Origin of the sequence: Vibrio sp. SCSIO 43097 (assembly GCF_023650755.1) — a bacterium.
Classification (GTDB): Bacteria; Pseudomonadota; Gammaproteobacteria; order Enterobacterales; family Vibrionaceae; genus Vibrio; species Vibrio alginolyticus.
This window is the reverse complement of record NZ_CP071840.1, coordinates 811,262-835,327: the sequence shown is the minus strand read 5'-3', so window position 1 is coordinate 835,327 and position 24,066 is coordinate 811,262. Positions and strand designations below refer to the sequence as shown.

Sequence of the window (24,066 nt, the reverse complement as noted above, 5' to 3'; positions counted from 1 at the left end):
GTTGCGGTTTACCCGACTTACAGTTGAACACCAGAGAAAGACATAAAGCCTAACGCCATAAGACCTACAGTGATAAATGTGATACCAAGACCACGTAGACCTGGAGGTACGTCAGAGTACTTCATCTTCTCACGGATACCTGCAAGAGCAACGATTGCTAGCATCCAGCCCACACCAGAGCCGAAACCGTAAACGATCGATTCAGCAAAGTTGTAGTCACGTTGTACCATGAAAGATACACCACCGAAGATTGCACAGTTTACTGTGATCAGCGGTAGGAAGATGCCTAGCGCGTTGTACAAAGGTGGGAAGAAACGGTCTAGGACCATCTCTAGAATCTGTACAAGTGCTGCAATTACACCGATAAAGGTGATGAAGTTTAGGAAGCTAAGGTCCACGCCCTCAACTAACGCGTTCTCTCTCAGAACTAGGTTGTATACCAGGTTGTTCACAGGAACAGCGATAGTCAGAACTACCACAACTGCAACACCTAGGCCGAAAGAGGTCTTAACCTTCTTAGATACGGCAAGGAAAGTACACATACCTAGGAAGAAAGACAGAGCCATGTTTTCGATGAAAATCGATTTAACTAACAGACTAATGTAATGTTCCATGACGTCCTTACTCCTTCGCTTCTACTTGTTCTGGTTTCAGAATACGGATTACCCAGATAAGGAAGCCGATTAGGAAGAATGCTGATGGTGCTAGTAGCATTAGGCCGTTAGGCTGGTACCAACCACCGTTGCTCACTAGAGGTAGAACTTCTAGACCAAATAGTTTGCCTGAGCCAAATAGCTCACGGAAGAAACCTACAGTGATAAGAACGAAGCCGTAACCTAGACCGTTACCAATACCGTCAATAAGAGATGGTACTGGCGCAGACTTCATTGCGAATGCTTCAGCACGACCCATTACGATACAGTTAGTGATAATCAGACCAACGAATACAGATAACTGTTTAGAGATATCGTATAGGTAAGCTTTTAGCACTTGGTCTACCACGATTACTAACGATGCGATGATTGCCATCTGAACGATGATACGCACACTGTTAGGAATGTGGTTACGGATCAATGAAACAGAGAAGTTAGACAACGCAGTTACAAATGTTACCGCTAGTGTCATTACAAAAGCTGTTTCTAGTTTAGTTGTTACTGCAAGAGCAGAACATACACCAAGAACTTGTAGCGCGATTGGGTTGTTATCCAACACTGGCGCTAGGATGCTCTTTTTAACGTTTTGTGCACTAGACATTAGTTAAGTTCTCCGTCACGAACTTTTGCTAGGAAAGGACCAAAGCCCATATCACCTAACCAGAAGTCAAATGTGTGTTGAACACCATTACTAGTGAGCGTCGCTCCTGATAGGCCATCAACACCGTGCTCAGAACCTTGCGGTGCGCCGCCTTTCACGACCTTAATCGCTGGCTGGTGATCTTCATTGTACAATTTCTTGCCAATGAATTGATCGCGCCATGAAGGGTTCTCTACTTCACCACCAAGTCCAGGAGTTTCACCTTGCTCGTAGTAAGTAATAGCAGACACAGTGTTACCATCAGTTTCAACGGCTACAAAGGCATACATCATCGACCATAGTCCTTTACCGTGCATAGGCAGGATAACTTTTTGGACTTCATCTTGATCTTTTACAAGGTACACCACTGCTGTATTCGCGCGACGACGGATATCAGCTACGTCTTCTTCTGGTGTCAATGCGATTGAACGTTCTGCATCTTTTGATGCTTCACGTTGATCGTACGTAGATGCATTACCCTCAGTAAAGTTACCTGTTTCAAGGTCTACTAGACGAGGTTCGATGTACTCAGCAAATAGCTCTGGTACTTTCTTACCGTTTGCGTCAATGCCTGCAACTTCAACGATCTTTGATTGCTTATCTAGGACAGCGTTAGCTTTTTGCTTATCACGCAGACCTACTGCTGCTGTTGATACGATGATTGAACAAACAAGGCTCAACCCGATAACAACACCCAGCGTCTTTTTAATGCTGTCGTTATTACTTGCCATAGCGTGCTAGTCTCCGCTTGATGTTCTTCTCAATCACTACATGGTCGAACAGAGGTGCGAATAGGTTCGCGAATAGAATCGCCAGCATCATACCTTCTGGGTACGCTGGGTTAACTACACGGATCATCACACACATTGCACCAATCAGGATGCCGTACCACCATTTACCTTTGCTAGTAAATGACGCTGATACTGGGTCCGTTGCCATGAAGAACATACCGAATGCAAAACCACCTAGAACTAGGTGCCAGTGCCATGGCATATTAAACATTGGATTAGTGTCAGAACCGATCACGTTAAACAGAGTCGATACTGCGATCATACCGATCATCACACCCGCAATGATGCGCCATGAAGCGATTCGCATGTAAACGATCATCGCTGCACCGATCATTAGAGCTAGAGTCGATACTTCACCAATAGAGCCAGGGATGTTACCGATGAACGCGTCCATCCAAGTGATAGGAGCGCCAGTTACTGTGTTAACTAGAGCACCGTTACCACCTTGAGCCCATTGGCTAAGAGCAGTTGCACCAGAGAAGCCGTCAGCTGCAGTCCATACTACGTCACCCGAAATTTGTGCTGGGTAAGCGAAGAATAGAAATGCACGACCTGCAAGTGCAGGGTTAAGGAAGTTACGACCTGTACCACCGAAGATCTCTTTTGCTACAACAACACCAAATGTGATACCTAGTGCCGCTTGCCATAGAGGTAGCGTTGGTGGAACGATAAGTGCGAATAAGATAGAAGTTACAAAGAAACCTTCGTTAACTTCGTGTTTACGCACCATACAGAACAACACTTCCCAGAAGCCACCAACAATAAATACTGTTGCGTAGATTGGCAGGAAGTAAGTCGCACCTAGTAGCATCTTACTGCCAACACCCGCTTCCGCACCGATAGTGCCGCCAAGCATTTCTGTTAGCCAGTAGTGCCAGTTACCTGCGATAACTGTCGCTAGTTGGTCACCAGCGTACATGTGGTTAAGTGCTGCAATAGCTTGGCCACCTGCGTTGTACATACCCCAGAACATTGCTGGGAATACCGCAAACCAAACCATGATCATGATACGTTTTAGGTCAACGCTATCACGAACGTGCGAGCTTTTATTTGTTACGATACCTGGGGTGTAAAAAACTGTTGCTACAGCTTCGTACAGGGCAAACCATTTTTCGTGTTTGCCACCAGGCTCAAAATGATGCTCGATGTCTTCAAGAAACTTTTTAAGAGCCATGAAAATTACCCTTCCTTCTCGATAGTATCTAGGCATTCACGAAGTAACGTACCGTACTCGTACTTACCTGGACATACAAAGGTACACAATGCTAGATCTTCTTCATCCAGTTCAAGCGCACCCAGTGCTTGAGCACTGTCTGTGTCGCCGGCACATAGATCACGAAGCAGCAAAGTAGGCTCCATATCTAGAGGCATTACGCGTTCGTAGTTGCCAATTGGAACCATTGAACGATCACTACCATTGGTCGTCGTTGTCATATTGAACAACTGACCTTTGAATACGTGACCAAGGAAAGAGCGAGTTACCGAGAACTTATTCTTACCAGGCATTGCCCAGCCAAATAGTTCTTTTTCACGGCCTTCACGTAATACAGAAACCTGTTGATGGTAACGGCCAAGGTATGCGTGTGGACCAGTTGCATGTGTACCTGTTAGTACTGAACCAGAGATCACACGAACTTCGCCAGGCATCAGCTCGTTATCTGTTAGGTCATCTAAGCTTGCACCCATTACGGTACGAACTAGACGAGGGTTATTCACAACTGGGCCAGCTAGAGACACAACACGATCTGTGCATAGCTCACCAGTTAGGAACAGCTTACCGAACGCGATAACGTCTTGGTAGTTGATGCTCCATGCCACATTCTCTGCATTTACTGGGTATAGGAAATGCATGTGGGTGCCAGCAAGACCTGCTGGGTGAGGGCCATCGAAGACGTGTTCTTCTACGTTAGACTGTGAAGAGCGTGGCAAGCTAGTGCCAGATTTACATACGTAAACCTTGCCTTCTGTCAGGGCTGAAAGAATGTCTAGACCAGCAATGAATGCTTCTTGTTGCTCATTAATGATCAACTCAGGCTTAGCTGCTAGTGGATTAGTATCCATTGCAGTTACGAAAATAGCCTTAGTAGAAGACTCGATTGCAGGAACCTTGCTAAACGGACGAGTACGTAAAGCGGTCCATAAGCCAGAGTCAACCAACTGAGTCTTGATCACTTCACGATCTAGACCTGAAAGTTGAGCGGCTTCGAACTTATCAAATGTCACCTGCTCTTCACCTGCCACTTCAATCACTACAGATTGAAGGACACGTTTAGCGCCACGGTTAACTTCGATCACTTTACCGGCTGCTGGTGCAGTAAATTTCACGCCTGGGTTCTTTTTATCTTCAAAAAGAACTTGCGCTTTTTTCACTTCATCACCAACGCGGACATGCATGGTAGGTCGCATGCCAACGTACTCTTCGCCAAGCAAGGCGACTTTTTTGATGGTCTTACCATCATTAATCACCTGGGATGGAGTTCCTGCGATAGGAAGATCCAAGCCCTTCTTTATTGTAATCATACGCACTTGCACTACTTTTATCGGGAAAAAGATTCTTTTGATTGCGTAACTTTTAGACACGACATCAGTGTCCGGTTTTGATGTTGTTTTAAACATCAAAATCGCAACATCCTATTAAAAATCTCGTCACAAGGAATACGCGAGATTTATCAGGTGCCGTAGTCTAGCATTTTTTAGGAACTTGATGCCATGATCAATCATTAGAATAGAGGGGTTATTTCGGTAGAATCAGGTCTAAAAGGTCAAAGAATAGTCATAACTTTGACCCATCGCACAAATGCCATATTCCATACATATCTTATGGAAAAGTGATATTCATCGCCTGAAATATTCTGCAATTTCCATTCATTTGTTGAAACACTGTTAACACATTTTTTAACCAGAATTTGTGCCACGTTAACGTCCCTAAAGAATGTAAAACGAAAAAAGATGGCCTTAAGCCACCTTTCTCTGCACCTTTATATCTTGCGTTTTTAGTGACCGCCACCCATACACATCGGGCTATCAGGGGCGCCATCTTGTTCACGCTTCCACTCTTCATCAGTGTATGTATGAATAGCTAATGCATGAATGTGGTTATCCAGTTCATCTGCCAAAATTTGATGAACTTGACGATGGCGCCCAATCAAACGCTGTCCCGCGAACGAATCACTCACAACAATCACTTTGAAATGACTCTCTGAGCCTGGTGGCACATTATGCATGTAGCTCTCATTAATGACTTTGAGATAGCTGGGTTGCAGCTCACTGTGTAGTTTCTTCTCTATGATTTCTTGGATCATATTCGTTCCTCATTGATGCGAATTCCATAAGTATATACCTAAGTAAAGCAGACATGCATCACTCAAACGTCACTCTCATTATTGACGCACTTTGTAGACATATTGTCTCAAGGCGCTTGACTCCACGAACATGTCTAAAGAGCAGCCATCACTGAACTCGTAAAATTTGACAGCTTTTTGTATCTCGACACGTCATCATTTGCGACAATAACACTTAATTTCTAAATCAACTTACATTTAGCTATGAAAACCGAACTGAACCTTCACGAGCGAAGCTTAACACTTCATCGTTTCCCAAAACGTAGTAACGAAACGCTACAAGCGTGGGATGCCGGTGATGAGTATCTTATTAATCATGTTGAAGAGCTTGCTTTGCCAGACAATCAAAACATCCTCGTGATTAATGACAGCTTTGGTGCCCTCTCCTGCTGGTTTTCGGAAAAGCACCATGTAACGCTAATGAGTGATTCATTCATCTCACATAAAGGTGCACAGCAAAATCTCGAGCAAAACCAGTGCAATAAAGTAGCGTTTGCCACCACGATGGACCTCGTTCCTGCCAATATTGATCTCGTCTTGCTGCAACTGCCCAAAAGTAACCGCCATCTAGTGTGGATACTAAGCCAATTAAGAAAGGCGCTACCGGCTTCCTGCCCCGTCATTGCAGTCAATAAAGCGAAAGACATTCATACTTCGACGCTAAAACTGTTTGAAAAATACTTAGGCGAAACAAAAACATCTTTGGCCTGGAAAAAGCACAGATTGGTGTTTTCTCAAGCAACAGTTGAGCCTCCGATTGAAGTAATGCCTTTCACGACTTGGCGCGTTGATGGCGAAGATATCGAACTCAAGAACATGCCAAATGTCTATTCAGGAGAAAGTTTAGATTTAGGTGCACGCTTTATGCTGCAGCACCTGCCTCAAGACCCTTCGATAGACAATGTCATCGACCTCGGCTGCGGCAATGGTGTTTTGTCTGTTAAATTTGGTCAGTTGAATCCAAATACTCGGCTAACATGTGTTGATGAAAGCTTTATGGCGCTTGAGTCGGCAAAACAGAACCTACTCGACAACCTTGGTGAAAATAGAGACATACAGTGCATAGCGAACAATTGCTTGGACGGTTTTAAACACAGCAGCAGCTCTATGGTTATGTGTAATCCACCGTTTCATCAACAACAGGCAATCACCGATCATATTGCTTGGCAAATGTTCTGCGATGCTAAACAAGTATTAAGTGAAAATGGCCGTTTACTGGTTATCGGAAATCGTCACCTCGGGTACGACGCAAAACTCAAACGTCTGTTTGGCGATAAAAATGTGAAACTTATCGCTTCCAACAATAAGTTTGTGATTTTACAGGCTACAAAAAATCCTGCTAAATTAAGCGCAAAATAAGCTTTAGCAAAATAGTTAAAAGGAATAATAAAATGAGAAAATTGGTACTTGCGGCTTCGGTTGCGTTGCTTGCTGCGTGTTCAGCCCCTCAACAACCTCAGCTGAACCTGATGCCAGAAAGCACATTGAGCACCAATCCAATTGTTCAAGGCAAGACTTACAGTTTGACCAGCAAAGATGTACGTGCAGCGCAGTACGTGGCGTTGGTGGATAACGGCCGTTCGAACATTCTTCCTCTTCATGCTAAACAGAATTTACGTATTGCGTTAGAAGAAGCATTAGAGAAGCAATTCTCATCTCAAGGTTTCCATGCGGATCTAAACAGCAATAACGCGATTGAATTGAGCGTTCAAGAAGCGTTGGTCAACGTGAAGCATTCGGTGATGGAAAATGAGATGGATGCTAAAGTTGTGCTGGAAATCACAGCAGAGACACCTGAGGGCAAGCTAGTCAAAACTTATACAGGTACAGCAAAGCGATCTGGCACATTGAGTGCTTCTGATGCCGATATTGAAGAGACATTGAATGATGTGGTGACATTGACGCTTAAAGAGATTGCCAATGACCCTGAGCTTCGTCAATACATGCAGGAGCGTTTCTAATGTTACGCAAAGCGATTCTGTCCTTAGCACTACTCAGCTGCAGCGTTTGGGCTGGACCAAAAGTAGCGTTTGAAACAACACTTGGTTCATTTACGGTTGAGTTAAACGAAGAGAAAGCACCTATCACTGTCGCTAATTTTCTAAAATATGTAGAAGATGGGAGCTACGAGGGTACTATTTTTCATCGTATTATCCCAGGCTTCATGGCACAAGGTGGCGGCTTTAACCAAGATATGCAGATGGTGAAAACATACGCGCCAATCAAAAACGAAGGAAATAATGGTCTAAACAATGACCGTGCTACCATCGCCATGGCACGAACCAATGCACCAAACTCTGCAACTCGTCAGTTTTTCGTCAACTTAGTCGACAATGACTTTCTCAACTATGGCGCTCGACCACCAGGTTATGCTGTATTTGGTGAGGTTACTGAGGGGTTCGACGTTATCCAGAAAATGGCTCAGCAGCCGACCACGACGGTAGGCCGAATGCGTGATGTACCAGAGACGCAAATCGTCATCACCAAAGCTACACTACTTAAATAGCCAAAACGATAAGCCCTTTGAATAATCGAAGGGCTTTCTCTTTCAACGGCTTCATTTTATTGGATTGATTTATGTCTTCATTACCTTCCATCACTTGGTTGGAAACGGTAAAAAGTTACCTCGATAAACGACTCATGTGGGTTTTCATGCTGGGCTGCTCTAGCGGCTTTCCGTGGGTTCTTATCGGTTCAAACATGTCAGGTTGGCTAAAAGATGCCGGCTTGACCCTCTCCGCAATTGGCTATTTTGGTAGCGTTTTTGCGGTCTATGCGATCAACTTTCTGTGGGCACCTCTGGTTGACCGCGTGAAGCTGCCAGTCCTCTTTAGACTGCTGGGGCAAAGACGTAGCTGGATTTTCTTTTGTCAAAGTATCGTACTCGTCGCTACCCTATTTATTGCCGGTGTTAATCCAGCGGAAAACTTGGTGTTTGCGTCACTACTCGCCTTGTGTATTGCAACGGCTTCAGCGACACAAGACATCGCAATTGATGCTTTTCGTATTGATACTTTCCCAAAGTCAGAAGAGTCTAAACTGCCTCAAGCTTCTGCAATGGCGGTCATTGGCTGGTGGACAGGTTATTCACTACCGGGTTATTTAGCGTTTGTTAATGCTGACAGTGTCGGTTGGAATGGTGTGTATTACGGGATGGCGGTGATAGTCGGCATTCTAATGGTCTTTACGATTTTAGTCGGTGAACCTAAGACTCAACGCGAACAACTTCAGTCTGCCGCTGAACAACGCCACAAAGAAGTGGTTGGTTCGAAAGTCGTAGCTTGGTTTACCGTGACTGTTGTGGAACCTTTCCTTGATTTCTTTAATCGCAATGGTGTCCGTGTCGCGATTACTCTGTTGCTGTTCGTTTTCCTATTTAAAATTGGCGAAGCGTTTTTGGGCAGGATGTCGATCGCGTTCTACAAAGATATTGGTTTTAGCAATGAACAAATTGGCTATTACTCCAAACTGATTGGTTGGGGAGCCACCATCTTCTTTACTTTTGTCGGAAGCATGTTCAACGTTAGGTTTGGTATTGTACGTGGATTAATGATCGGTGGTATTGCTATGTCTGCCAGTAACTTGATGTTTGCTTGGATTGCTTCGGTAGGCCCAAACGAGCACTTGTACTTAGCCACGATTATTGTCGATAACTTTACGACTGCTTTCTCAACTGTCGCTTTTGTTTCATTTTTGACGATTCTAACCGGACAAGCATTTTCGGCAACTCAGTATGCGTTGCTTGCTTCTCTAGGAAACTTCGGACGGACGACTCTTGCTTCTTTCAGTGGCGAGCTAGTGGATTATCTTAATGATTGGAGCACATTCTTCGTGCTTACCGCTGTCATGGTCGTGCCAAGCTTGATTATGTTGTACTCGCTACGACATTACTTTGATGCTCTATTGGAAAAAGCACGTCACAAGCATTAACGAAACATATAAAAAACCACCGAATTCGGTGGTTTTTGTTTTGCGAGATATAAGATAAGAGGTCTATGGGTATAACCCTTTACCAAACATATTAAATATACGTGCCACGCCTTGAGTAAAGATCATCGGCTCAGTCAATACGGTTAAACACAAGCAGTCTTCTCCGGCCTTAGTGTAAGGGCTGTGCTTCACTGATGCGTCTCTAATCATCAAATCGCCCTCTTCATATTGGCCATCCTCGTCACTAAATCCGCCATGCAGGATCAATGTAGACTCCTGGCCTTTGTGCGTATGTTGAGGAATTTGCACATCTTCCCCGATGTACATTAAGCTGACACGAGCGTCTTCCCCTAGGTCAATCTGAGCACTAAAAACCTTGCCTCCGTAACTTCTCCATGACCCTACGAGGTCAGAGAAACGCGCTAAGGTTTTAGGAAGAGCGAAACTTTTTCCTGCGACATTAACAGCAGCAGAGTCGCGGATCACGATATTATCAGTCGCTGGCTCCGCATTGATGATGTCATTAAACATGTCGTCAAATTCAGAAACATACTCAGAAGGTATGTCACTTACGATGTTCGCTTGACTTGCTTCGACTTGGTTCACATAAGCTCGGCACTTGGTGCATGTTTCTAAATGGGTTGCGACCACAAGACCAGAAACCGCATCAATGCTTCCCGAAGCGTATGCTTCTAACAAGCTGTTATCTGGGTGTTTGTTCATAGTTGCTCCGTATGCATTGAATGCCTTAGCTTTTCTACTGCAAGCCTCAGCCTGGATTTTACAGTACCGAGGGGTATATCAAATAATTCCGCGACCTGTTGATGAGGTAGCTCTTCAAGATATACCGCTTGTAAAACATCTCTCTGGTTTTTCGGTAAAATATCTAAAAACTTAACCACCTGTTCTTTCAACATATCTTGTTCTGGTGAATAGTGATCAACAAGATCAGGTGGATAATACTCTGACGGCCAAATGTCATCAGAATGAATGTGTAATTCCTTACCTTTCTGTTTTCTCAGCAAATCAAAACAAAGGTTTCGAATTATGGTATATATCCAAGTCGATAACGCGCTCTTTTCACCATCATAGAGGTGCGCTTTCTGCCAAACTGTCGCCATGGTCTCTTGCACCATCTCCATAGCAACTTGCTCATTACCAACATGTTTGTAAGCGAATTGCTTCAGCTTGGGTGCGTAAAAACGGAATACAAAAGCGAACGCATCTTTGTCTCGAGCCTTCACTTTATCCATGTAATCGTTCCAATCACTGCGCCCCAGTTTTTTCGGGCTATCACTCATCATAATCGGCCTTAATTTGTGGGAGGAGTCTCCTCCTCCCATTCGTCCTAATCGGTCACGTCATCGACCAACAAGTTGAAACCACCGTTGTTCCCATCATCAATGGCAACGACTTGGTACACAACACCGTTCATTACATTGACTGGTGCTGAGTCAACCGCAACAATACTTGGGTTACCAGCCACTGTTACCGTTACATAATATGTACCTTCAGCGACATATAATCCTTGTACGCTATTTTTATACGCAAAATTAGCAATAGTTGGATCACTTCCATCTATTCCTGCACTCGTAGTGAGGTAAATATCCACCATTTCCGCTATAGGATTAGCCGCAGCGTGTGTCACATTCAATGTCGCGCTAGTCGCCACAGCGCGTCTCATATCTTCAACAACCAGAGCTTCGATATCAATCGCTGGGCTAACAACACCGACTGCATAAACACTGTAATCCATTCCACCTGCAACCATTAACCCGTCAACATCTATGATCGGATTGGTTGTTGTGCCATCCACGTAAACGTCAATATCGTAAGCGCCAGCAGCAAGATCCAAATAACCACGAATCTCTTTGAACGCTAAGTCGGCAAGAGGAGCGAAGGCCGCCCCGTTAACGTTAACATCGACGACTGGCGCTCCATCGACAAGGTGTCCGACTCTTACTTCAGCTTGGCTGCCCATATCTTCAATTATAGAAGAGCCCGAACCGTCCAACACCAAGAGTTTGACAGGTGACGTGCTATTCGAATCTCCTGTGCCGATAGCGGCAATCGTCAAGTTGGAATTAGCCGCAAGAGGTACTGTGCCGGAGTCAAAAGCAACGCTGTCTCCTACGGCAAGTCGAACTTGATACTCACCAGCTGGGATGTTCAATACGTCGGTAGAAGCTTTGTAAGCAAGGTTAGTTATTGGAGTCGCGCTAGCAAGAGCAACACCTGGCTCAGTGACATAAAGATCAACAGCAGGAACGCCTGAAGCTGCATGAACAACTTGAACATCTAAACTATTGGCATCAGCCATTGAATCGGAGCTGCGAGTCACAACTAAAGGCTCAACTGGGTTTGGCGAACCATCGGCATCGCCAACAACGAACACGTTATAATTGAGGTCGGAATCAAGATCTAGTTCTGTTTTAGGTATTACGGTCGCGGTTTCATTACCTGGGAGCTGAACATCGACCTGAATCGAATTCATCCCCTCTCGCAATTTAACGTAGCCAGATCCCACACCATAATCAACATTCGTTAATGATGGTTTATCGTTGATCCACACATTTGCGAGCGGCGCATCAGAAGACGCGTGCACTGCTTGTAAATTAGAATACTCGATAGTGTCACTGTCGGAGCCACACGCCGCCAGTCCTAATGTCGCAACAATAGTTAGCGCAGCTTTATTAAATCCTTTCATATCCTTGCCTCTTTGTTAGTCGGGGCTTCTATGGCTTCTGTCAGAAATTGCAACGCAGGAATACAGTCCTCTGCGCCGACTAGCTGTTCGAACAGATTGCAGTCTAGGGGTAGTAACTCAAGCCAACGCTGAGTAACCCAAGCAGAGTCATCGTAAAAACGATGCTGGTAGAGGCTTCCAAGTTGAGGAAACTCTTCATAAACATGGGATAACTGCTGGCTTAAAAAGAAGAAATCTGGTGAGTTGTCTAGATGTTGCCAATTGTCTAACCATTCAACCTCTGCATGACGTAAGCCATCCGCATCTGCACGGACGCGTTTGACAACAAAGCGTTGCTCACCAGCAACTGTAATACCAAGAAGGCCATCACTGAGTGTTTCAAAATCAACGATCCTGACCAAAGTTCCGATAGATGAAACGTTACCCACGTCTTTAGGGTCACCTTCACTTCCTACTAGGCAAACTCCAAAGCCCACATTTTGTAGGCTGCATTCCTTTACCATTCGCTTATATCGTGGCTCAAAAATGCGCAGATTCATTTTACCTTCAGGGAGTACAACTGAAGTGAGTGGGAATAACATGACTTCTTTCATTCAAACGTCCTCTTTGATTCACGGATACATACGAATCCCTTATCACTCCGATCACTAACGATTTATGTTGGTTAATCGACTGGCTTAAAAAGTCATAAAATCGCTTACGCAAACGATCCAAATCACATATTTATTGCAATCAAATGCAACAAACAAAAAGTTCCGTAAATAAAGATAATTTCGTGACGCAACTCACCAAAAACGTTCAATTTTGCACCCTTTATCACTTTCATTTGGGATTTTTATCGCTATTATTCCCGCCAATTGGAAAGCGCAGCATAGATTGCGTGTTCTGAATCATTACAAACATAGAGAGTCCCCTTATGCGTAAATCACTTTTAGCTCTTAGCCTTCTAGCGGCTACTTCAGCTCCAGTTATGGCGGCAGATTACTCTGACGGCGATATCCACAAAAACGATTACAAGTGGATGCAGTTCAACTACATGTACTCAATTGATGAAATGCCACGAGTTAAAGGCGCTGACGACAACGCTCACGATTACCTAGAAATGGAATTTGGCGGTCGCTCTGGTATTTTCGACCTATACGGTTACGTAGACGTATTTAACCTAGCGACTAAAGATAACCAAGATAAGTCAATTGAGAACGGCGCTCCTGACAAGATGTTCATGAAATTTGCACCACGTATGTCTCTAGATGCCGTAACTGGTAAAGACCTATCTTTCGGTCCAGTTCAAGAGCTATACATTGCATCTCTAATGGAATGGGGCGGTAACAACGGTGGTGTAAACAACCAGAAAATCGGTTTAGGTTCTGATGTAATGGTTCCTTGGTTAGGTAAAATCGGCCTAAACCTGTACAGCACTTACGATGGCAACAACAAAGGTTGGAACGGTTTCCAAATCTCGACTAACTGGTTCAAACCATTCTACTTCTTCGACAATGGTTCATTCATTTCTTACCAAGGTTACATTGATTACCAATTCGGTATGGATGATGATGCTGGTAACAAATTTGGTACTACCGCGTCAAACGGTGGTGCAATGTTCAACGGCATTTACTGGCACTCAGATCGCTTCGCGGTTGGTTACGGCCTGAAAGCATACAAAGAAGTATATGGCGTAAAAGACGGTCTACAAGTCGCTCCAGGTGTTGAGCTAGAATCGACTGGTGTAAGCCACTACCTAGCTGTAACTTACAAGTTCTAATTGAACCACTAAGTTTGCTCAAAAATGGCGCCTTTCGGCGCCATTTTTATTTGCTTTCCTTTTTTCCCTCATTATCCTTGCAGCAAACCTTTTTAATGAGAGCGTTTGGTGAATATCCTTATCCTCGGTCCAGGTGCGGTGGGCTCACTCTGGGCAACAAAATTTAAGCTTGCCGGGCACAATGTTTCATTGTGGGGAAGAAGTTCTGAAAGCCAACAATCACTTCAGTTGGATGACACTCCCGCAATCGTATTCAGTAATCAAGATATTTCCTCCGTAAATCAAGCGGATCTCATTTTGATCACGGTAAAAGCTTGGCAAGTGGAAGACGCCATTCAGCCTTTGCTCCCTCATATCAATACAGACACGATTATCATGCTGATGCACAATGGTATGGGTACTGCCTCTGCCGTGGAGAAGGTTGTGCCAAACAATCCGATAGTGCTCGCAACAACGACGCACGGCGCATACAAACCAGATAACCAACACGTATTGCATACCGGTCACGGAACAACGCAAGCGGGTGGTTATAATGACAAAGGAATGCAGTGCACTTTTCTGCAAGATGTTATGCATAATGCCCTTCCAGAGGTCATTTGGAATCCACACATCCAATCTGCGTTATGGACTAAGTTAGCAATTAACTGCGCGATTAACCCACTGACTGCGATTCAGCAGTGTAAGAATGGTGAGCTTGCGCAGCCCGAGTTTAAGATACAACTCGAAAGCATCACTCAAGAACTGGTTGAAGTAATGAGTAAAGAAGGTATTGCTATCGAGTTTCGCTCTCTTTTCGATACGGTAATGCAAGTGGTGAACGCCACAGCTGAGAACTATTCTTCAATGAGACAAGACGTATTCCATCAGCGTCGAACGGAAATTGATTTTATAACCGGATACCTGTTAAAGGCTGCCGAGAAACATCGCATCAATACGCCTGAGAATTTAAAACTTTACCAACGCATCAAACAAATAGAACAAAGCTGGACAGAACAATGAGTAAGAAAATCTTAGTGCCAATCGCTCCGGGCACCGAAGAAATGGAAGCCGTCACCGTTATCGACATGATGGTTCGCGCGGGTTATGACGTTACGGTAGCGAGTGCTGCTTTTGATGGCTCATTGACGATGAAAGCTTCTCGCGGAGTCACACTAACAGCCGATTGTAAACTGGTCGATATCGCTGATGATGAGTTTGACGCCATAGCGCTTTCTGGTGGTGTTGGTGGTGCAGAAATTTTTCGTGATAGTACGGTGATGATAGAAATCCTTAAGCAGCACATCTACGAGGGAAAATTGGTCGCAGCTATCTGCGCAGCACCGGCGTTGGTATTGCAACACCATGATCTTTTCCCACAATCACTGATGACCTGTCACCCGAGCTTTCAGTCACATATCCCGGAAGAGAAGTGGCGCAGCAAACGCGTGACCTTTGATATCAACCACAACCTGATCACCAGTCAAGGTCCGGGCACTGCTTTAGAGTTCGCAATGGAAGTAATCATTCAACTCTCAGGTAAAAAACACGCATGGTCAGTTGCTGAACCAATGATCCCTCTGCCTACTCTGCATTACCATAAGCTTGGTGAAGAATAATGTTTGACGTAAATGCTGTACGTGAGCAATTTCCCGCTCTAAATCAATCCGTCAACGATACGCCCTTAGTGTATCTAGATAGCGCAGCGACAACGCAAAAACCGCAATGTGTGATTGATGTCATCAGTCATTACTACAGTGCGCAAAATGCCAATGTTCACCGTGGTAGTCATAGTTTAACGGCTAATGCCACCAGCCAATTTGAAGCGGCACGAGAACGAGTGGCAAACTTTATTGGTGCAAACAGCTCTAAAGAGATCATTTGGACACGGGGCGCAACCGAAGCACTGAACTTAATTGCTCAAACCTACGCCCGTAGCACGTTACAACCAGGTGATGAGATCTTGATTAGCGAGATGGAGCACCACGCCAACATCGTGCCCTGGCAAATCGTGGCAGAGCAAACGGGTGCTAAAGTCATTAAAGTTCCGATGACATCAGATTGCCAGTTCGACATCAGTGCATTTGAGGCGCTTCTGTCTGACCGCTGTAAAATTGTTGCTTGCGCGCAAATAACCAACGTAACAGGCACACGCCAACCTATAGAAAAAATCACTGAACTGGCGCACAACGTTGGCGCGGTTATTGTAGTTGATGGCGCGCAAGGCATCGTACATGAGCAACTTGATTTATCGGCATCAGATATCGATTTCTACGTTTTCTCAGGTCACAAACTTTATGCACCAGCAGGCATTGGGGTTTTATACGGCAAGCTTGAACTTTTGGAAGCCATGCCACCATGGCACGGCGGCGGTAAAATGGTTGAACGCGTTTCTTTCGAAAAAACGACGTTTTCTGCACTTCCTGGAAAATTTGAAGCGGGCACACCAAACGTTGCGGGCGCGATTGCTCTAGCGAAAGCCATTGAGTGGTACCAAGGTTTTGACCATCACGAAGTAGAGACTCATCTCCATGCGCTTCAGGATAAGGCCTACCAAGCACTAAGCGCTTTGGATGACATCCATATTCTAGGCTATCAACCGAATGCCTCTGTACTGACCTTCGTAATGGACGGCGTTCATCACCAAGATATTGCGACGCTGCTCGATCAACAAGGCATTGCGGTACGAGCAGGACACCACTGCGCTCACCCATTGATGGATGCGCTAAATGTGAAAGGCACGGTACGCGTCTCTTTTGGTATTTATAACACGACGAGCGATGTGGAAAGACTCATCGCCGCCGTAGAAAAAGCCGTCGACATGCTATAACGCCAACGGTTTGATTTGGAGTAACCAACAAGGTTACTCCATCTGCCTATCCAGAGTCGCCACGCAATTTCTGCCATTTCTTTTCGCAGCATAAAGCGCTTTATCTGCATGCGCATACAAACGTTTGGTGGTTTCATTTCTGCCTATTTCCACCACGCCTACACTCACCGTGACCGGAATTTCAATCTTTTCAAATTCGAACTGACAATTTTGAATGTGGGAACGTACTTCCTCTCCTACCTCTTTCGCCGCCGACAGAGAAGTTTCTGGCAAAATAATCGCAAACTCCTCCCCTCCGACTCTTGCAAAAATTTCGTCTTTGACGAGTAAGTGAGAAACCAAATCAGCTAAGGTCTCTAAGACATAATCCCCCGCATCATGACCACGTTTATCATTGATGACTTTAAAAAAGTCCAAATCAAACAATAACAACGCGGAGTGATAATCTGGAGCTTGGGATTTAATAACTTCTTCTGTGAGCTTTTCGAAAAAAACACGTCGATTGTAGATGTTGGTAAGAGCATCAATTTGGCTTTGATGGCGAAGAAGGGTTTCAACTCGGTGGCGATTGGAGATGTTGCGTGTAAGAATAAGGACAACGCGACGACCCCGGTATTTTATAGCGAGTGGGCAGATCTTGCCTTCGTAGTATAGGTCGCCTCTTGGTCCACTGTTGGCATCTATTCCCTGAATGCTGTCGGCGCACATCTTGTACTCGATCGTCACAATACTGTCTTGTTTCAGTGATCGACTGATCTGCTCGATAAACCAGTCGGCTTTATCTTTTTCAAGTACACCGTGAAGTGTCTTACCTATCAAATTACTTCCATCGTGATAGGCTTTTTTATCTGTTCCTCCAAAAACATCAATATAGATACCATCTTCACTCAGAATAAAAGTGGGGTCTGGCATTCCGGATAACACGTCTTGCGCATGTTCCAAGGTGAATTGCATATAGGGAGGTTCCTAGCATTTGTATCTAAGTAACCCAATCGCTTCCAAGTGTGTTTCCACATTGGGGAATAGGAGCGGATGGGGCATATGTCTATTATCTAATATAGACAAATTTTAAATACAATTGAGTTTATAAAAACCAAGTGGGCAATATAATGAACCAGGATCAATAGAATGGTTAATTAACGCTAAAATAGTCGACCATTTGCATACTTTTTATCCATATGCAAAAAATATCTCAACTCAGATACAAAAAACGCCAAACAGTTAGGCTATTCGGCGTTTTTTAAGAGTTGGGAAAATGACTCGTTACACGGCGATTTGCTTAATCTGCTCTACAATAGCTTTCAAGCCATTACCACGTGACGGGCTTAAATGGGAGACAAGCCCCAGCTGATCAAAATAAGCATCAATATCAAATGCTTGAATTTGATCGGCCGTTTTACCGTCATAAGCAGCCATTACCAAGGCAATCAATCCACGGACGATACGCGCATCGGAGTCCGCACAAAAATGCCAAACGCCATCTTGCTCTTTGCTCACTAACCACACCAAGCTTTCACAACCCGAAACGGTAACTTGTTCTGATTTCAGCTCTTCTGGCATTTGTGGCAGCTTTTTACCCCACTGAATAACCTGACGGTAACGATCTTCCCAGCCTTGAAATTGCTGCATAGTCGCTACAATGTCTTCGCTGGTGATATCTGTACCAAATGGAGAAACGGGAAAATCTGTCATGATGCGCTCTTCTTCTAGTTTACTTCTTATATTTTGAAATCAACTTCTCAACGATTCGCGATACCGCGACAAAGCCAAACGTTGCAGTTACAACAGTCGCCGCACCAAAACCGCTAGCACAATCCATACGTTTTGGGCCTTCCGCTGTCGACTTCACACCACACACTGAACCGTCTGCTTGAGGATACTTCAGCTGCTCGGTTGAAAACACGCAATCAATACCAAACTTACGAGCCGGATTCTTAGGGAAGTTATGATGACGACGCAAGGTGTCTTTGATTTTCTTCGCTAGAGGATCTTGGATCGTTTTCGTTAAATCAGCGACCATGATCTGCGTGGGGTCAACCTGACCACCAGCGCCCCCCGTGGTGATCACTTTGATCTTGTTGCTGCGGCAATACGCCAACAAAGACGCCTTCGCTTTTACGCTGTCAATCGCATCTAGCACGTAATCAAACTCTTTGCTTAAGTACTCATGTTGATTGTCTGGCGTGATGAAATCATCAATCAGATTGACTTTACACTCTGGGTTGATCAATTTGACACGCTCGGCCATAACTTCAATTTTGCTTTGGCCAACGGTGCCCGTCATCGCATGAATTTGGCGGTTAATATTCGTGACACAAACATCGTCCATATCAATCAGAGTCAACTCACCGATCCCCGTACGAGCCAGCGCTTCCACCGCCCATGAACCTACGCCACCAATACCAATCACACAAACGTGTGCAGCGCGAAGAATGTCTACTTCACTGTTGCCATAAAGACGACGAGTGCCGCCAAAGCGTTGATTGTAGCTGTCAGATGCTGGGGTATCGAGTTCACGCATATTGAAGTCCAGATGATCGATAGAAAAACAAAGAGTGCGATTTATACGCACTCTTTGATGAAATGTCTAGATAAGAGAGAGTTCCTCTTTCTTGGGTCGCTATTGTAGCTTTTCTGGCGGTAAAGCCCAAGGCGCTTGAGTTGGTGAGTTTTCCAGCCCAAGTTTCCAAACTCGACCAAAATGCTTGTAGTGCCCTGCTTCCGTTCCTGCTCTCGCACCAATGCCATGATACAGATCCAAATGGTTCTGTTTTACAGCACCACCAGTGTCTAAAACGATCAGCATTCGCAGTTGATGCGCACCACTCCACGTACCATCGGCATTCAGCAGTGGCACTTCCGCCAAGATTGGAGTCCCCATTGGTAAGATAGAACGGTCACCCGCGACCGCGGCCATTGGCAACAAAGGAATACCAGCCGATCCCGTTACTGGCGCTTCCGCTTTTGGCGCAAAGAAGACGTAAGAAGGGTTTTGCTCCAACAACTCGCGTACTGTTGCGTCGTCGTTGTCCATTACCCATTCTTTAATCGCTTTGAGAGACATTTTTTCACGCGGCACTTCACCACGTTCAATCAAAATGCGGCCAATACTAACGTAAGCTTTATTATTTTTCCCTGCGTACGCGAAATACTCCAACGTATCATCATCTTCAAAATGCACATAGCCACTGCCCTGCACTTCCATCATAAACGGGTCAATACGGTTAGGTGCATAACCTAGCACTAAACCTTGGCCATCTAATGCCCCGTTGTAGATCTCCGCGCGAGTCGGACAATCTGATGAGCAGTTTGGCTTGCCATAAACTGGGTACTTAAAAATGTCGTTTGGTGTATGACGCAGTTCCATCACGGGAGAAAAGTATCCGGTAAACAGCACATTACCTTTTTTATCACCACCACCCAATTGCGCGGCTTGAATGCCAAACGCACTCAACGCACTGGTATCTCCGCTCTGTTGCGCCCACTCACTTAATCGTTGATATAGCGGTTGGTATATCTTCGCCATGGATGGTGACTTTATCACCACTTGCTCAGCTTGCTTGTTAAATTCAGTAAAATCGCGTGGTTTGTTAGACTCAACCACATCCACTTGATTGAGGATCTGAGGAAACTCACCATCAAGATATTGCTGAGCACGATCATTTTGTTGAGCACAGCCAAAGAGTAGGCTCAAAGAGATAATAGGAAGGAGTTTTTTTAACACGTGTCTTTTCCGTAAAAGAGAATAGCAAAAGAATGGCAAACAAATGCATACGGTGCAATTGAAAAGCAACGACAAAATGTTTCAACGCTAAGCCAATCCGTTTACTCGTTGTGAATTCATTCAGTTAATGCAACATGATAGCAGCGGAAGAATTACGGAATTGTCCGGATTATGTTTGAAAGTAAGATTTACTGATTGAGAGATGAAATTGTGATCATCCATGTGACTCACAGACGCAAGAGATCTCTGCTTAACAGACAAAGATAAAAACGACTATCTTACCGCAATCCTTGCACGCCCCTCTAAACGGAATACAGGTAGATAATGTGCATTGGCATTCAGCTTCATTTCTGCATGCTGCTTACCAACAAAATTGAAGTGCCGCTCATTTGAACCCACTCGATACGAAAACGAATCCCCATCGAATTCAAAACTGGTCGCCACTGTAGAACCATTTACGGTAACACCGCGCTCACTCAACACAAATTCTTCACGAGCATAAGGCGCAACATCTTGCTCAACCCAGCGACCATAAATTGTCGATTTGGGAATGGGCGGATTAATGGTTCGAGTAATCAAATCACTATACAGCATGCACACGACAACGGTTCCAACTATCGCTATAAGCATGAGAGAACGCTCTAGCCACTTACGAAGCATTGATTTAGATGACGTTTTTGACAGATTTGAAGCAGTGATCGCAGCATTCTTATTAACAGCAGAAGACATGAGGTTCACGTATTGAGGAAAGACGCACCCATTGTAACCTTCCCTTTTAACGGGACCAAGAACCTACCTCAATATGTTTGTGCTTTATTCCAAAATTTCACCTTGCCACCAAGTGAATAAAAAGGCATTATTTTAACATAATTAAACAAGGGAATGGCTGTAGTGAAAATTCGTAGTACTGCTCTCGTAAAAGGATTCCGTCAATCAACACCTTATGTCAATGCTCACCGCGGAAAAACCATGGTGATCATGCTGGGCGGAGAAGCCGTCGCACACAAAAATTTTGGCAATATTATTAATGATATCGCACTCATGCACAGCCTCGGAATCAAAGTCGTGGTGGTGTATGGTGCACGTCCTCAAATTAATCAGCTGCTAGAAAAACAAGACCTCACTACGCCTTACCACAAAAATATCCGCATTACGGATGAATCGGCTTTATCTGTTGTTATGCAAGCTGCCGGACAACTTCAACTTGCGATTACTGCGCGCCTATCAATGAGCCTCAACAACACCCCGATGGCAGGCACCCAGCTCAATGTCGTTAGCGGAAACTACATCATTGCTCAGCCACTCGGCGTTGATGATGGTGTGGACTATTGCCATAGTGGACGCATTCGCCGCATTGACACCGACGCGATTAATCGCACGCTCGACCAAGGCTCTATTGTGCTACTTGGCCCCATTGCTAGCTCTGTGACTGGCGAGTGTTTTAACTTACTTTCTGAGGAAGTCGCGACACAACTGGCGATAAAGCTGGGTGCGGATAAGCTGATTGGTTTTTGCTCCGAACAAGGTGTCATTGATGACAACGGCAATGCTGTCGCCGAATTACTGCCAATTGAGGCGGAGCATGTCATCAAAACGCTCTCTGAAAATACGTCTCCTGATCTAGATTACAACACAGGAACACTGCGCTTTCTTAAAGGCTCTATTGCCGCTTGCCGTGCCGGAGTACCTCGTAGCCACTTGATCAGTTATAAAGTAGATGGCGCCTTAATTCAGGAGTTGTTCTCTTTCGACGGCATCGGAACCCAAGTTGTTATGGCGAGTGCTGAACAAGTGAGGCAAGCTAATATTGACGATATTGGCGGTATCTTAGACCTCATTCGCCCGTTAGAAGAACAAGGTGTACTGGTTAGGCGCTCTCGAGAGCAGCTAGAGCAAGAGATTGGAAAATTTACCATCATCGAAAAAGACGGCTTGATTATTGGCTGTGCTGCCCTTTACCCATACCCAGAAGAGCGTAAAGCTGAGATGGCTTGCGTAGCGATTCACCCTGACTATCGTGATGGAAACCGAGGTTTGTTACTGCTCAACTACATGAAACATCGTTCTAAATCCGAAACCATTGATCAGATTTTTGTCCTCACGACACACAGTTTGCATTGGTTTAGAGAGCAAGGTTTTTACGAAGTCAGTGTCGACTATTTGCCTGGAGCCAAACAAGGGTTATATAACTTCCAGCGTAAGTCCAAAATCTTAGCGTTAGATTTATAGCTTAACCTTAAATCAGGGAGCGAAACTTAACGTTCCACTATACCAACTAACCTCAAAGGGCAGGATTTAGTTCATTAACGCTCAACCCTGCACATCGAGCTTGTTTAGGAACGAGTTTGTTTAGGAGTAAGGCCACACATAACCCCTACTCCGGACTAGCGGGTCATCATGTAAACCCAACTTAGATATGCGCAAACCATTGCTTGATTTTTGTTCCAATTTTATCTTTTAAATATACATTTGGTTGGCTATACTCTGCTCGCTAGTGATTGGTTTTTAACCAATACGAATGGATCTAGGTGATGTAATGTAGCCTTCACCCTAAAATACTGGGCAATTGAAAAACTAGTTAGCTCCGTATTGCACACCAAGGACAGTTGTTAATCTGACTTTAAATAAGCCGAGACGAGCACTGTTATGAGAACAATCATTTGTAATTCGCTTCAAAGCTTCTGGGATATGGCTGACAATCAGTTTTTAGAAGGCCTAGACGTCCACTGTGTTTTCCCCGTAAATGACGCTATCCGAGATTTTATTCTTGCTTATCAACAGCAATACAAAATACGCAGCGTGTCTTTTACCAATGCGTTTGCAAAACATGCATAAAAGAAGACCGAGCCATAAGCTCGGTCTTCTTTTACGTACGTAATCAATTCAAAACAAAATCATAGCTAACAAAGATGCAAAAATAGTGACTACGATAAAGATTAAAATAGTCCAGTACACTAGCCCAATACTTATGAACCACTTTGGGCAAACTCTACGAATATCTGTTAGCTTTCTTTTTTTGGCCAACTTAGGAAATGCAACTGCGGCAACAAGAGCTAATCCATGTATTAAGGCCCCAAAGTGAAATCCAGAAACTAAAGCAAGCTCAATATCTGTATAGTGCTCACTAGTATACGCATAGTGCTTTACTTTTTGCGGCGTGATAACAATAAGCAAAATACCTACTATCAGGTACCAAAAAACTAACAAAGCACCTGCAACAAAAAATGTAATAAAAGAAACTTCTAATAACTGCAAACTTCACCGACCTTCTATTCCAGCTCTCAAGTAATAGACATCCAAACCACCATTGAGGCTAAAGTGATCATAGCTAGCAGCAATAAAACGCTTATATAAATACGGCAAAGTCCGATGAATAGACCGGAGCAAACTTGATGAATATCAGCAAAGCCCCTTCTCCTCGCTAAAGTTGGTAAAGCGACCGCCGCTACTAAGCCTACACCATGTACTAAAGCACCAAAGTGAAAACCCGAGACTAAAGCTAACTCTACTTCTGAATAATGTTTCGGATTAAAAGCAAACCGCTTCACCTTTGGCGGTATAAAAAATATAAAAATTGCTCCGATAATAACGAACCATAAAAACGCTACTCCTCCGGCGATAAAGAAGGTTAGAAAGGACGAGTCGAGCAAAGTCATATTCAGTTGCCTTTTATATGCGAATGAGAAAGGAGAAATATACCTTTAAGGAAGAA

Annotated in this window: 27 protein-coding genes; 10 read left to right on the top strand and 17 right to left on the bottom strand. The window is 44.5% G+C overall.

All coding sequences use genetic code 11. The annotated features are described in order from the left end of the window. Nucleotides 1-17 precede the first annotated feature (17 nt). The 6 genes from nqrE to bolA form a co-directional block, all read right to left on the bottom strand. Nucleotides 18-614 (bottom strand): NADH:ubiquinone reductase (Na(+)-transporting) subunit E, encoded by a 597-nt coding sequence (gene nqrE, locus J4N40_RS03955; protein WP_005380270.1) that lies wholly within the window; start codon nucleotides 612-614, stop codon nucleotides 18-20. A 7-nt stretch (nucleotides 615-621) separates the two neighbouring features. Then, nucleotides 622-1,254 (bottom strand): NADH:ubiquinone reductase (Na(+)-transporting) subunit D, encoded by a 633-nt coding sequence (locus tag J4N40_RS03950; RefSeq protein WP_005380269.1) that lies wholly within the window; start codon nucleotides 1,252-1,254, stop codon nucleotides 622-624. After that, nucleotides 1,254-2,024 (bottom strand): Na(+)-translocating NADH-quinone reductase subunit C, encoded by a 771-nt coding sequence (locus J4N40_RS03945; protein WP_005380267.1) that lies wholly within the window; start codon nucleotides 2,022-2,024, stop codon nucleotides 1,254-1,256. Before J4N40_RS03945 ends, J4N40_RS03950 begins: the two co-directional genes overlap by 1 nt. Next, nucleotides 2,014-3,258: an NADH:ubiquinone reductase (Na(+)-transporting) subunit B gene (locus J4N40_RS03940; RefSeq protein ID WP_005380265.1), complete on the bottom strand. Its 1,245-nt coding sequence runs from the start codon at nucleotides 3,256-3,258 to the stop codon at nucleotides 2,014-2,016. Before J4N40_RS03940 ends, J4N40_RS03945 begins: the two co-directional genes overlap by 11 nt. A gap of 5 nt (nucleotides 3,259-3,263) precedes the next feature. Continuing rightward, nucleotides 3,264-4,604 carry a Na(+)-translocating NADH-quinone reductase subunit A gene (locus J4N40_RS03935; protein ID WP_005380264.1) on the bottom strand — a complete coding sequence of 447 codons (1,341 nt, stop codon included), beginning with the start codon at nucleotides 4,602-4,604 and terminating at the stop codon, nucleotides 3,264-3,266. A 473-nt stretch (nucleotides 4,605-5,077) separates the two neighbouring features. Then, nucleotides 5,078-5,386 (bottom strand): transcriptional regulator BolA, encoded by a 309-nt coding sequence (gene bolA / locus J4N40_RS03930; protein WP_005380262.1) that lies wholly within the window; start codon nucleotides 5,384-5,386, stop codon nucleotides 5,078-5,080. 243 nt (nucleotides 5,387-5,629) lie between these two features. Between bolA and J4N40_RS03925 the strand changes: the two genes are divergently transcribed. From J4N40_RS03925 to J4N40_RS03910, 4 genes are all read left to right on the top strand, one after another. Continuing rightward, entirely contained in the window at nucleotides 5,630-6,784 is a 1,155-nt protein-coding gene (locus tag J4N40_RS03925; RefSeq protein ID WP_171343213.1) for a methyltransferase, read from the top strand. A 32-nt stretch (nucleotides 6,785-6,816) separates the two neighbouring features. Beyond that, a complete protein-coding gene (locus J4N40_RS03920) occupies nucleotides 6,817-7,386 on the top strand; it encodes a YajG family lipoprotein (protein ID WP_005380259.1) in 570 nt (189 codons plus the stop codon). Continuing rightward, a complete protein-coding gene (locus J4N40_RS03915; RefSeq protein WP_005380258.1) occupies nucleotides 7,386-7,931 on the top strand; it encodes a peptidylprolyl isomerase in 546 nt (181 codons plus the stop codon). Before J4N40_RS03920 ends, J4N40_RS03915 begins: the two co-directional genes overlap by 1 nt. A gap of 71 nt (nucleotides 7,932-8,002) precedes the next feature. Next, nucleotides 8,003-9,355, top strand: coding sequence for an AmpG family muropeptide MFS transporter (locus J4N40_RS03910; protein ID WP_005380257.1), 1,353 nt, complete (start codon nucleotides 8,003-8,005; stop codon nucleotides 9,353-9,355). A gap of 63 nt (nucleotides 9,356-9,418) precedes the next feature. Here J4N40_RS03910 and J4N40_RS03905 read toward each other — a convergent pair whose 3' ends face one another. The 4 genes from J4N40_RS03905 to J4N40_RS03890 are packed head-to-tail and all read right to left on the bottom strand — an operon-like array spanning nucleotide 9,419 to nucleotide 12,655. Further along, entirely contained in the window at nucleotides 9,419-10,078 is a 660-nt protein-coding gene (locus J4N40_RS03905) for a ChrR family anti-sigma-E factor (protein ID WP_171343212.1), read from the bottom strand. Continuing rightward, a complete protein-coding gene (locus J4N40_RS03900) occupies nucleotides 10,075-10,659 on the bottom strand; it encodes an RNA polymerase sigma factor (protein WP_005380255.1) in 585 nt (194 codons plus the stop codon). Before J4N40_RS03900 ends, J4N40_RS03905 begins: the two co-directional genes overlap by 4 nt. A 44-nt stretch (nucleotides 10,660-10,703) precedes the next feature. Further along, nucleotides 10,704-12,062 carry a DUF4397 domain-containing protein gene (locus J4N40_RS03895; RefSeq protein ID WP_171343211.1) on the bottom strand — a complete coding sequence of 453 codons (1,359 nt, stop codon included), beginning with the start codon at nucleotides 12,060-12,062 and terminating at the stop codon, nucleotides 10,704-10,706. After that, nucleotides 12,059-12,655, bottom strand: coding sequence for an LON peptidase substrate-binding domain-containing protein (locus tag J4N40_RS03890; RefSeq protein WP_017636020.1), 597 nt, complete (start codon nucleotides 12,653-12,655; stop codon nucleotides 12,059-12,061). The genes J4N40_RS03895 and J4N40_RS03890 overlap by 4 nt, the downstream gene beginning before the upstream one ends. A 323-nt stretch (nucleotides 12,656-12,978) precedes the next feature. On the opposite strand from J4N40_RS03890, the gene J4N40_RS03885 reads away from it, so the two are divergent. From J4N40_RS03885 to csdA, 4 genes are all read left to right on the top strand, one after another. Further along, entirely contained in the window at nucleotides 12,979-13,824 is an 846-nt protein-coding gene (locus tag J4N40_RS03885; protein ID WP_005391741.1) for a nucleoside-specific channel-forming Tsx family protein, read from the top strand. Nucleotides 13,825-13,932: 108 nt separating this feature from the next. Next, nucleotides 13,933-14,823, top strand: coding sequence for a 2-dehydropantoate 2-reductase (gene panE / locus J4N40_RS03880; RefSeq protein WP_171343210.1), 891 nt, complete (start codon nucleotides 13,933-13,935; stop codon nucleotides 14,821-14,823). Next, nucleotides 14,820-15,419, top strand: coding sequence for a DJ-1 family glyoxalase III (locus J4N40_RS03875; protein WP_006742560.1), 600 nt, complete (start codon nucleotides 14,820-14,822; stop codon nucleotides 15,417-15,419). Before panE ends, J4N40_RS03875 begins: the two co-directional genes overlap by 4 nt. Then, nucleotides 15,419-16,630, top strand: coding sequence for a cysteine desulfurase CsdA (gene csdA, locus J4N40_RS03870; RefSeq protein ID WP_017636018.1), 1,212 nt, complete (start codon nucleotides 15,419-15,421; stop codon nucleotides 16,628-16,630). Before J4N40_RS03875 ends, csdA begins: the two co-directional genes overlap by 1 nt. Nucleotides 16,631-16,663: 33 nt before the next feature. Here csdA and J4N40_RS03865 read toward each other — a convergent pair whose 3' ends face one another. The 5 genes from J4N40_RS03865 to J4N40_RS03845 all read right to left on the bottom strand — a co-directional run bounded on the left by J4N40_RS03865 (nucleotide 16,664) and on the right by J4N40_RS03845 (nucleotide 21,083). Then, nucleotides 16,664-17,584 carry a GGDEF domain-containing protein gene (locus tag J4N40_RS03865; RefSeq protein WP_025768228.1) on the bottom strand — a complete coding sequence of 307 codons (921 nt, stop codon included), beginning with the start codon at nucleotides 17,582-17,584 and terminating at the stop codon, nucleotides 16,664-16,666. 309 nt (nucleotides 17,585-17,893) lie between these two features. Beyond that, nucleotides 17,894-18,322, bottom strand: a complete 429-nt coding sequence (csdE, locus tag J4N40_RS03860; RefSeq protein WP_005380244.1) for a cysteine desulfurase sulfur acceptor subunit CsdE — start codon at nucleotides 18,320-18,322, stop codon at nucleotides 17,894-17,896. A gap of 19 nt (nucleotides 18,323-18,341) precedes the next feature. Then, nucleotides 18,342-19,151, bottom strand: coding sequence for a tRNA cyclic N6-threonylcarbamoyladenosine(37) synthase TcdA (tcdA, locus tag J4N40_RS03855; protein WP_005380241.1), 810 nt, complete (start codon nucleotides 19,149-19,151; stop codon nucleotides 18,342-18,344). Nucleotides 19,152-19,250: 99 nt separating this feature from the next. Continuing rightward, nucleotides 19,251-20,354, bottom strand: coding sequence for a murein transglycosylase A (mltA, locus tag J4N40_RS03850; protein ID WP_005391723.1), 1,104 nt, complete (start codon nucleotides 20,352-20,354; stop codon nucleotides 19,251-19,253). 273 nt (nucleotides 20,355-20,627) lie between these two features. Beyond that, entirely contained in the window at nucleotides 20,628-21,083 is a 456-nt protein-coding gene (locus tag J4N40_RS03845) for a DUF2850 domain-containing protein (protein WP_250654377.1), read from the bottom strand. A 162-nt stretch (nucleotides 21,084-21,245) separates the two neighbouring features. Between J4N40_RS03845 and argA the strand changes: the two genes are divergently transcribed. Both argA and J4N40_RS03835 read left to right on the top strand, forming a co-directional pair. Further along, on the top strand, nucleotides 21,246-22,583 hold the full coding sequence (gene argA / locus J4N40_RS03840; protein ID WP_012841478.1) for an amino-acid N-acetyltransferase: 1,338 nt from the start codon (nucleotides 21,246-21,248) through the stop codon (nucleotides 22,581-22,583). A 417-nt stretch (nucleotides 22,584-23,000) separates the two neighbouring features. Then, on the top strand, nucleotides 23,001-23,189 hold the full coding sequence (locus J4N40_RS03835; RefSeq protein ID WP_005380230.1) for a hypothetical protein: 189 nt from the start codon (nucleotides 23,001-23,003) through the stop codon (nucleotides 23,187-23,189). A 48-nt stretch (nucleotides 23,190-23,237) separates the two neighbouring features. On the opposite strand, the gene J4N40_RS03830 is transcribed toward J4N40_RS03835, so the two are convergent. Both J4N40_RS03830 and J4N40_RS03825 read right to left on the bottom strand, forming a co-directional pair. Beyond that, nucleotides 23,238-23,609, bottom strand: a complete 372-nt coding sequence (locus tag J4N40_RS03830; RefSeq protein WP_031780957.1) for a hypothetical protein — start codon at nucleotides 23,607-23,609, stop codon at nucleotides 23,238-23,240. A 26-nt stretch (nucleotides 23,610-23,635) separates the two neighbouring features. After that, nucleotides 23,636-24,010, bottom strand: a complete 375-nt coding sequence (locus J4N40_RS03825) for a hypothetical protein (RefSeq protein ID WP_020841197.1) — start codon at nucleotides 24,008-24,010, stop codon at nucleotides 23,636-23,638. Nucleotides 24,011-24,066 lie beyond the last annotated feature (56 nt).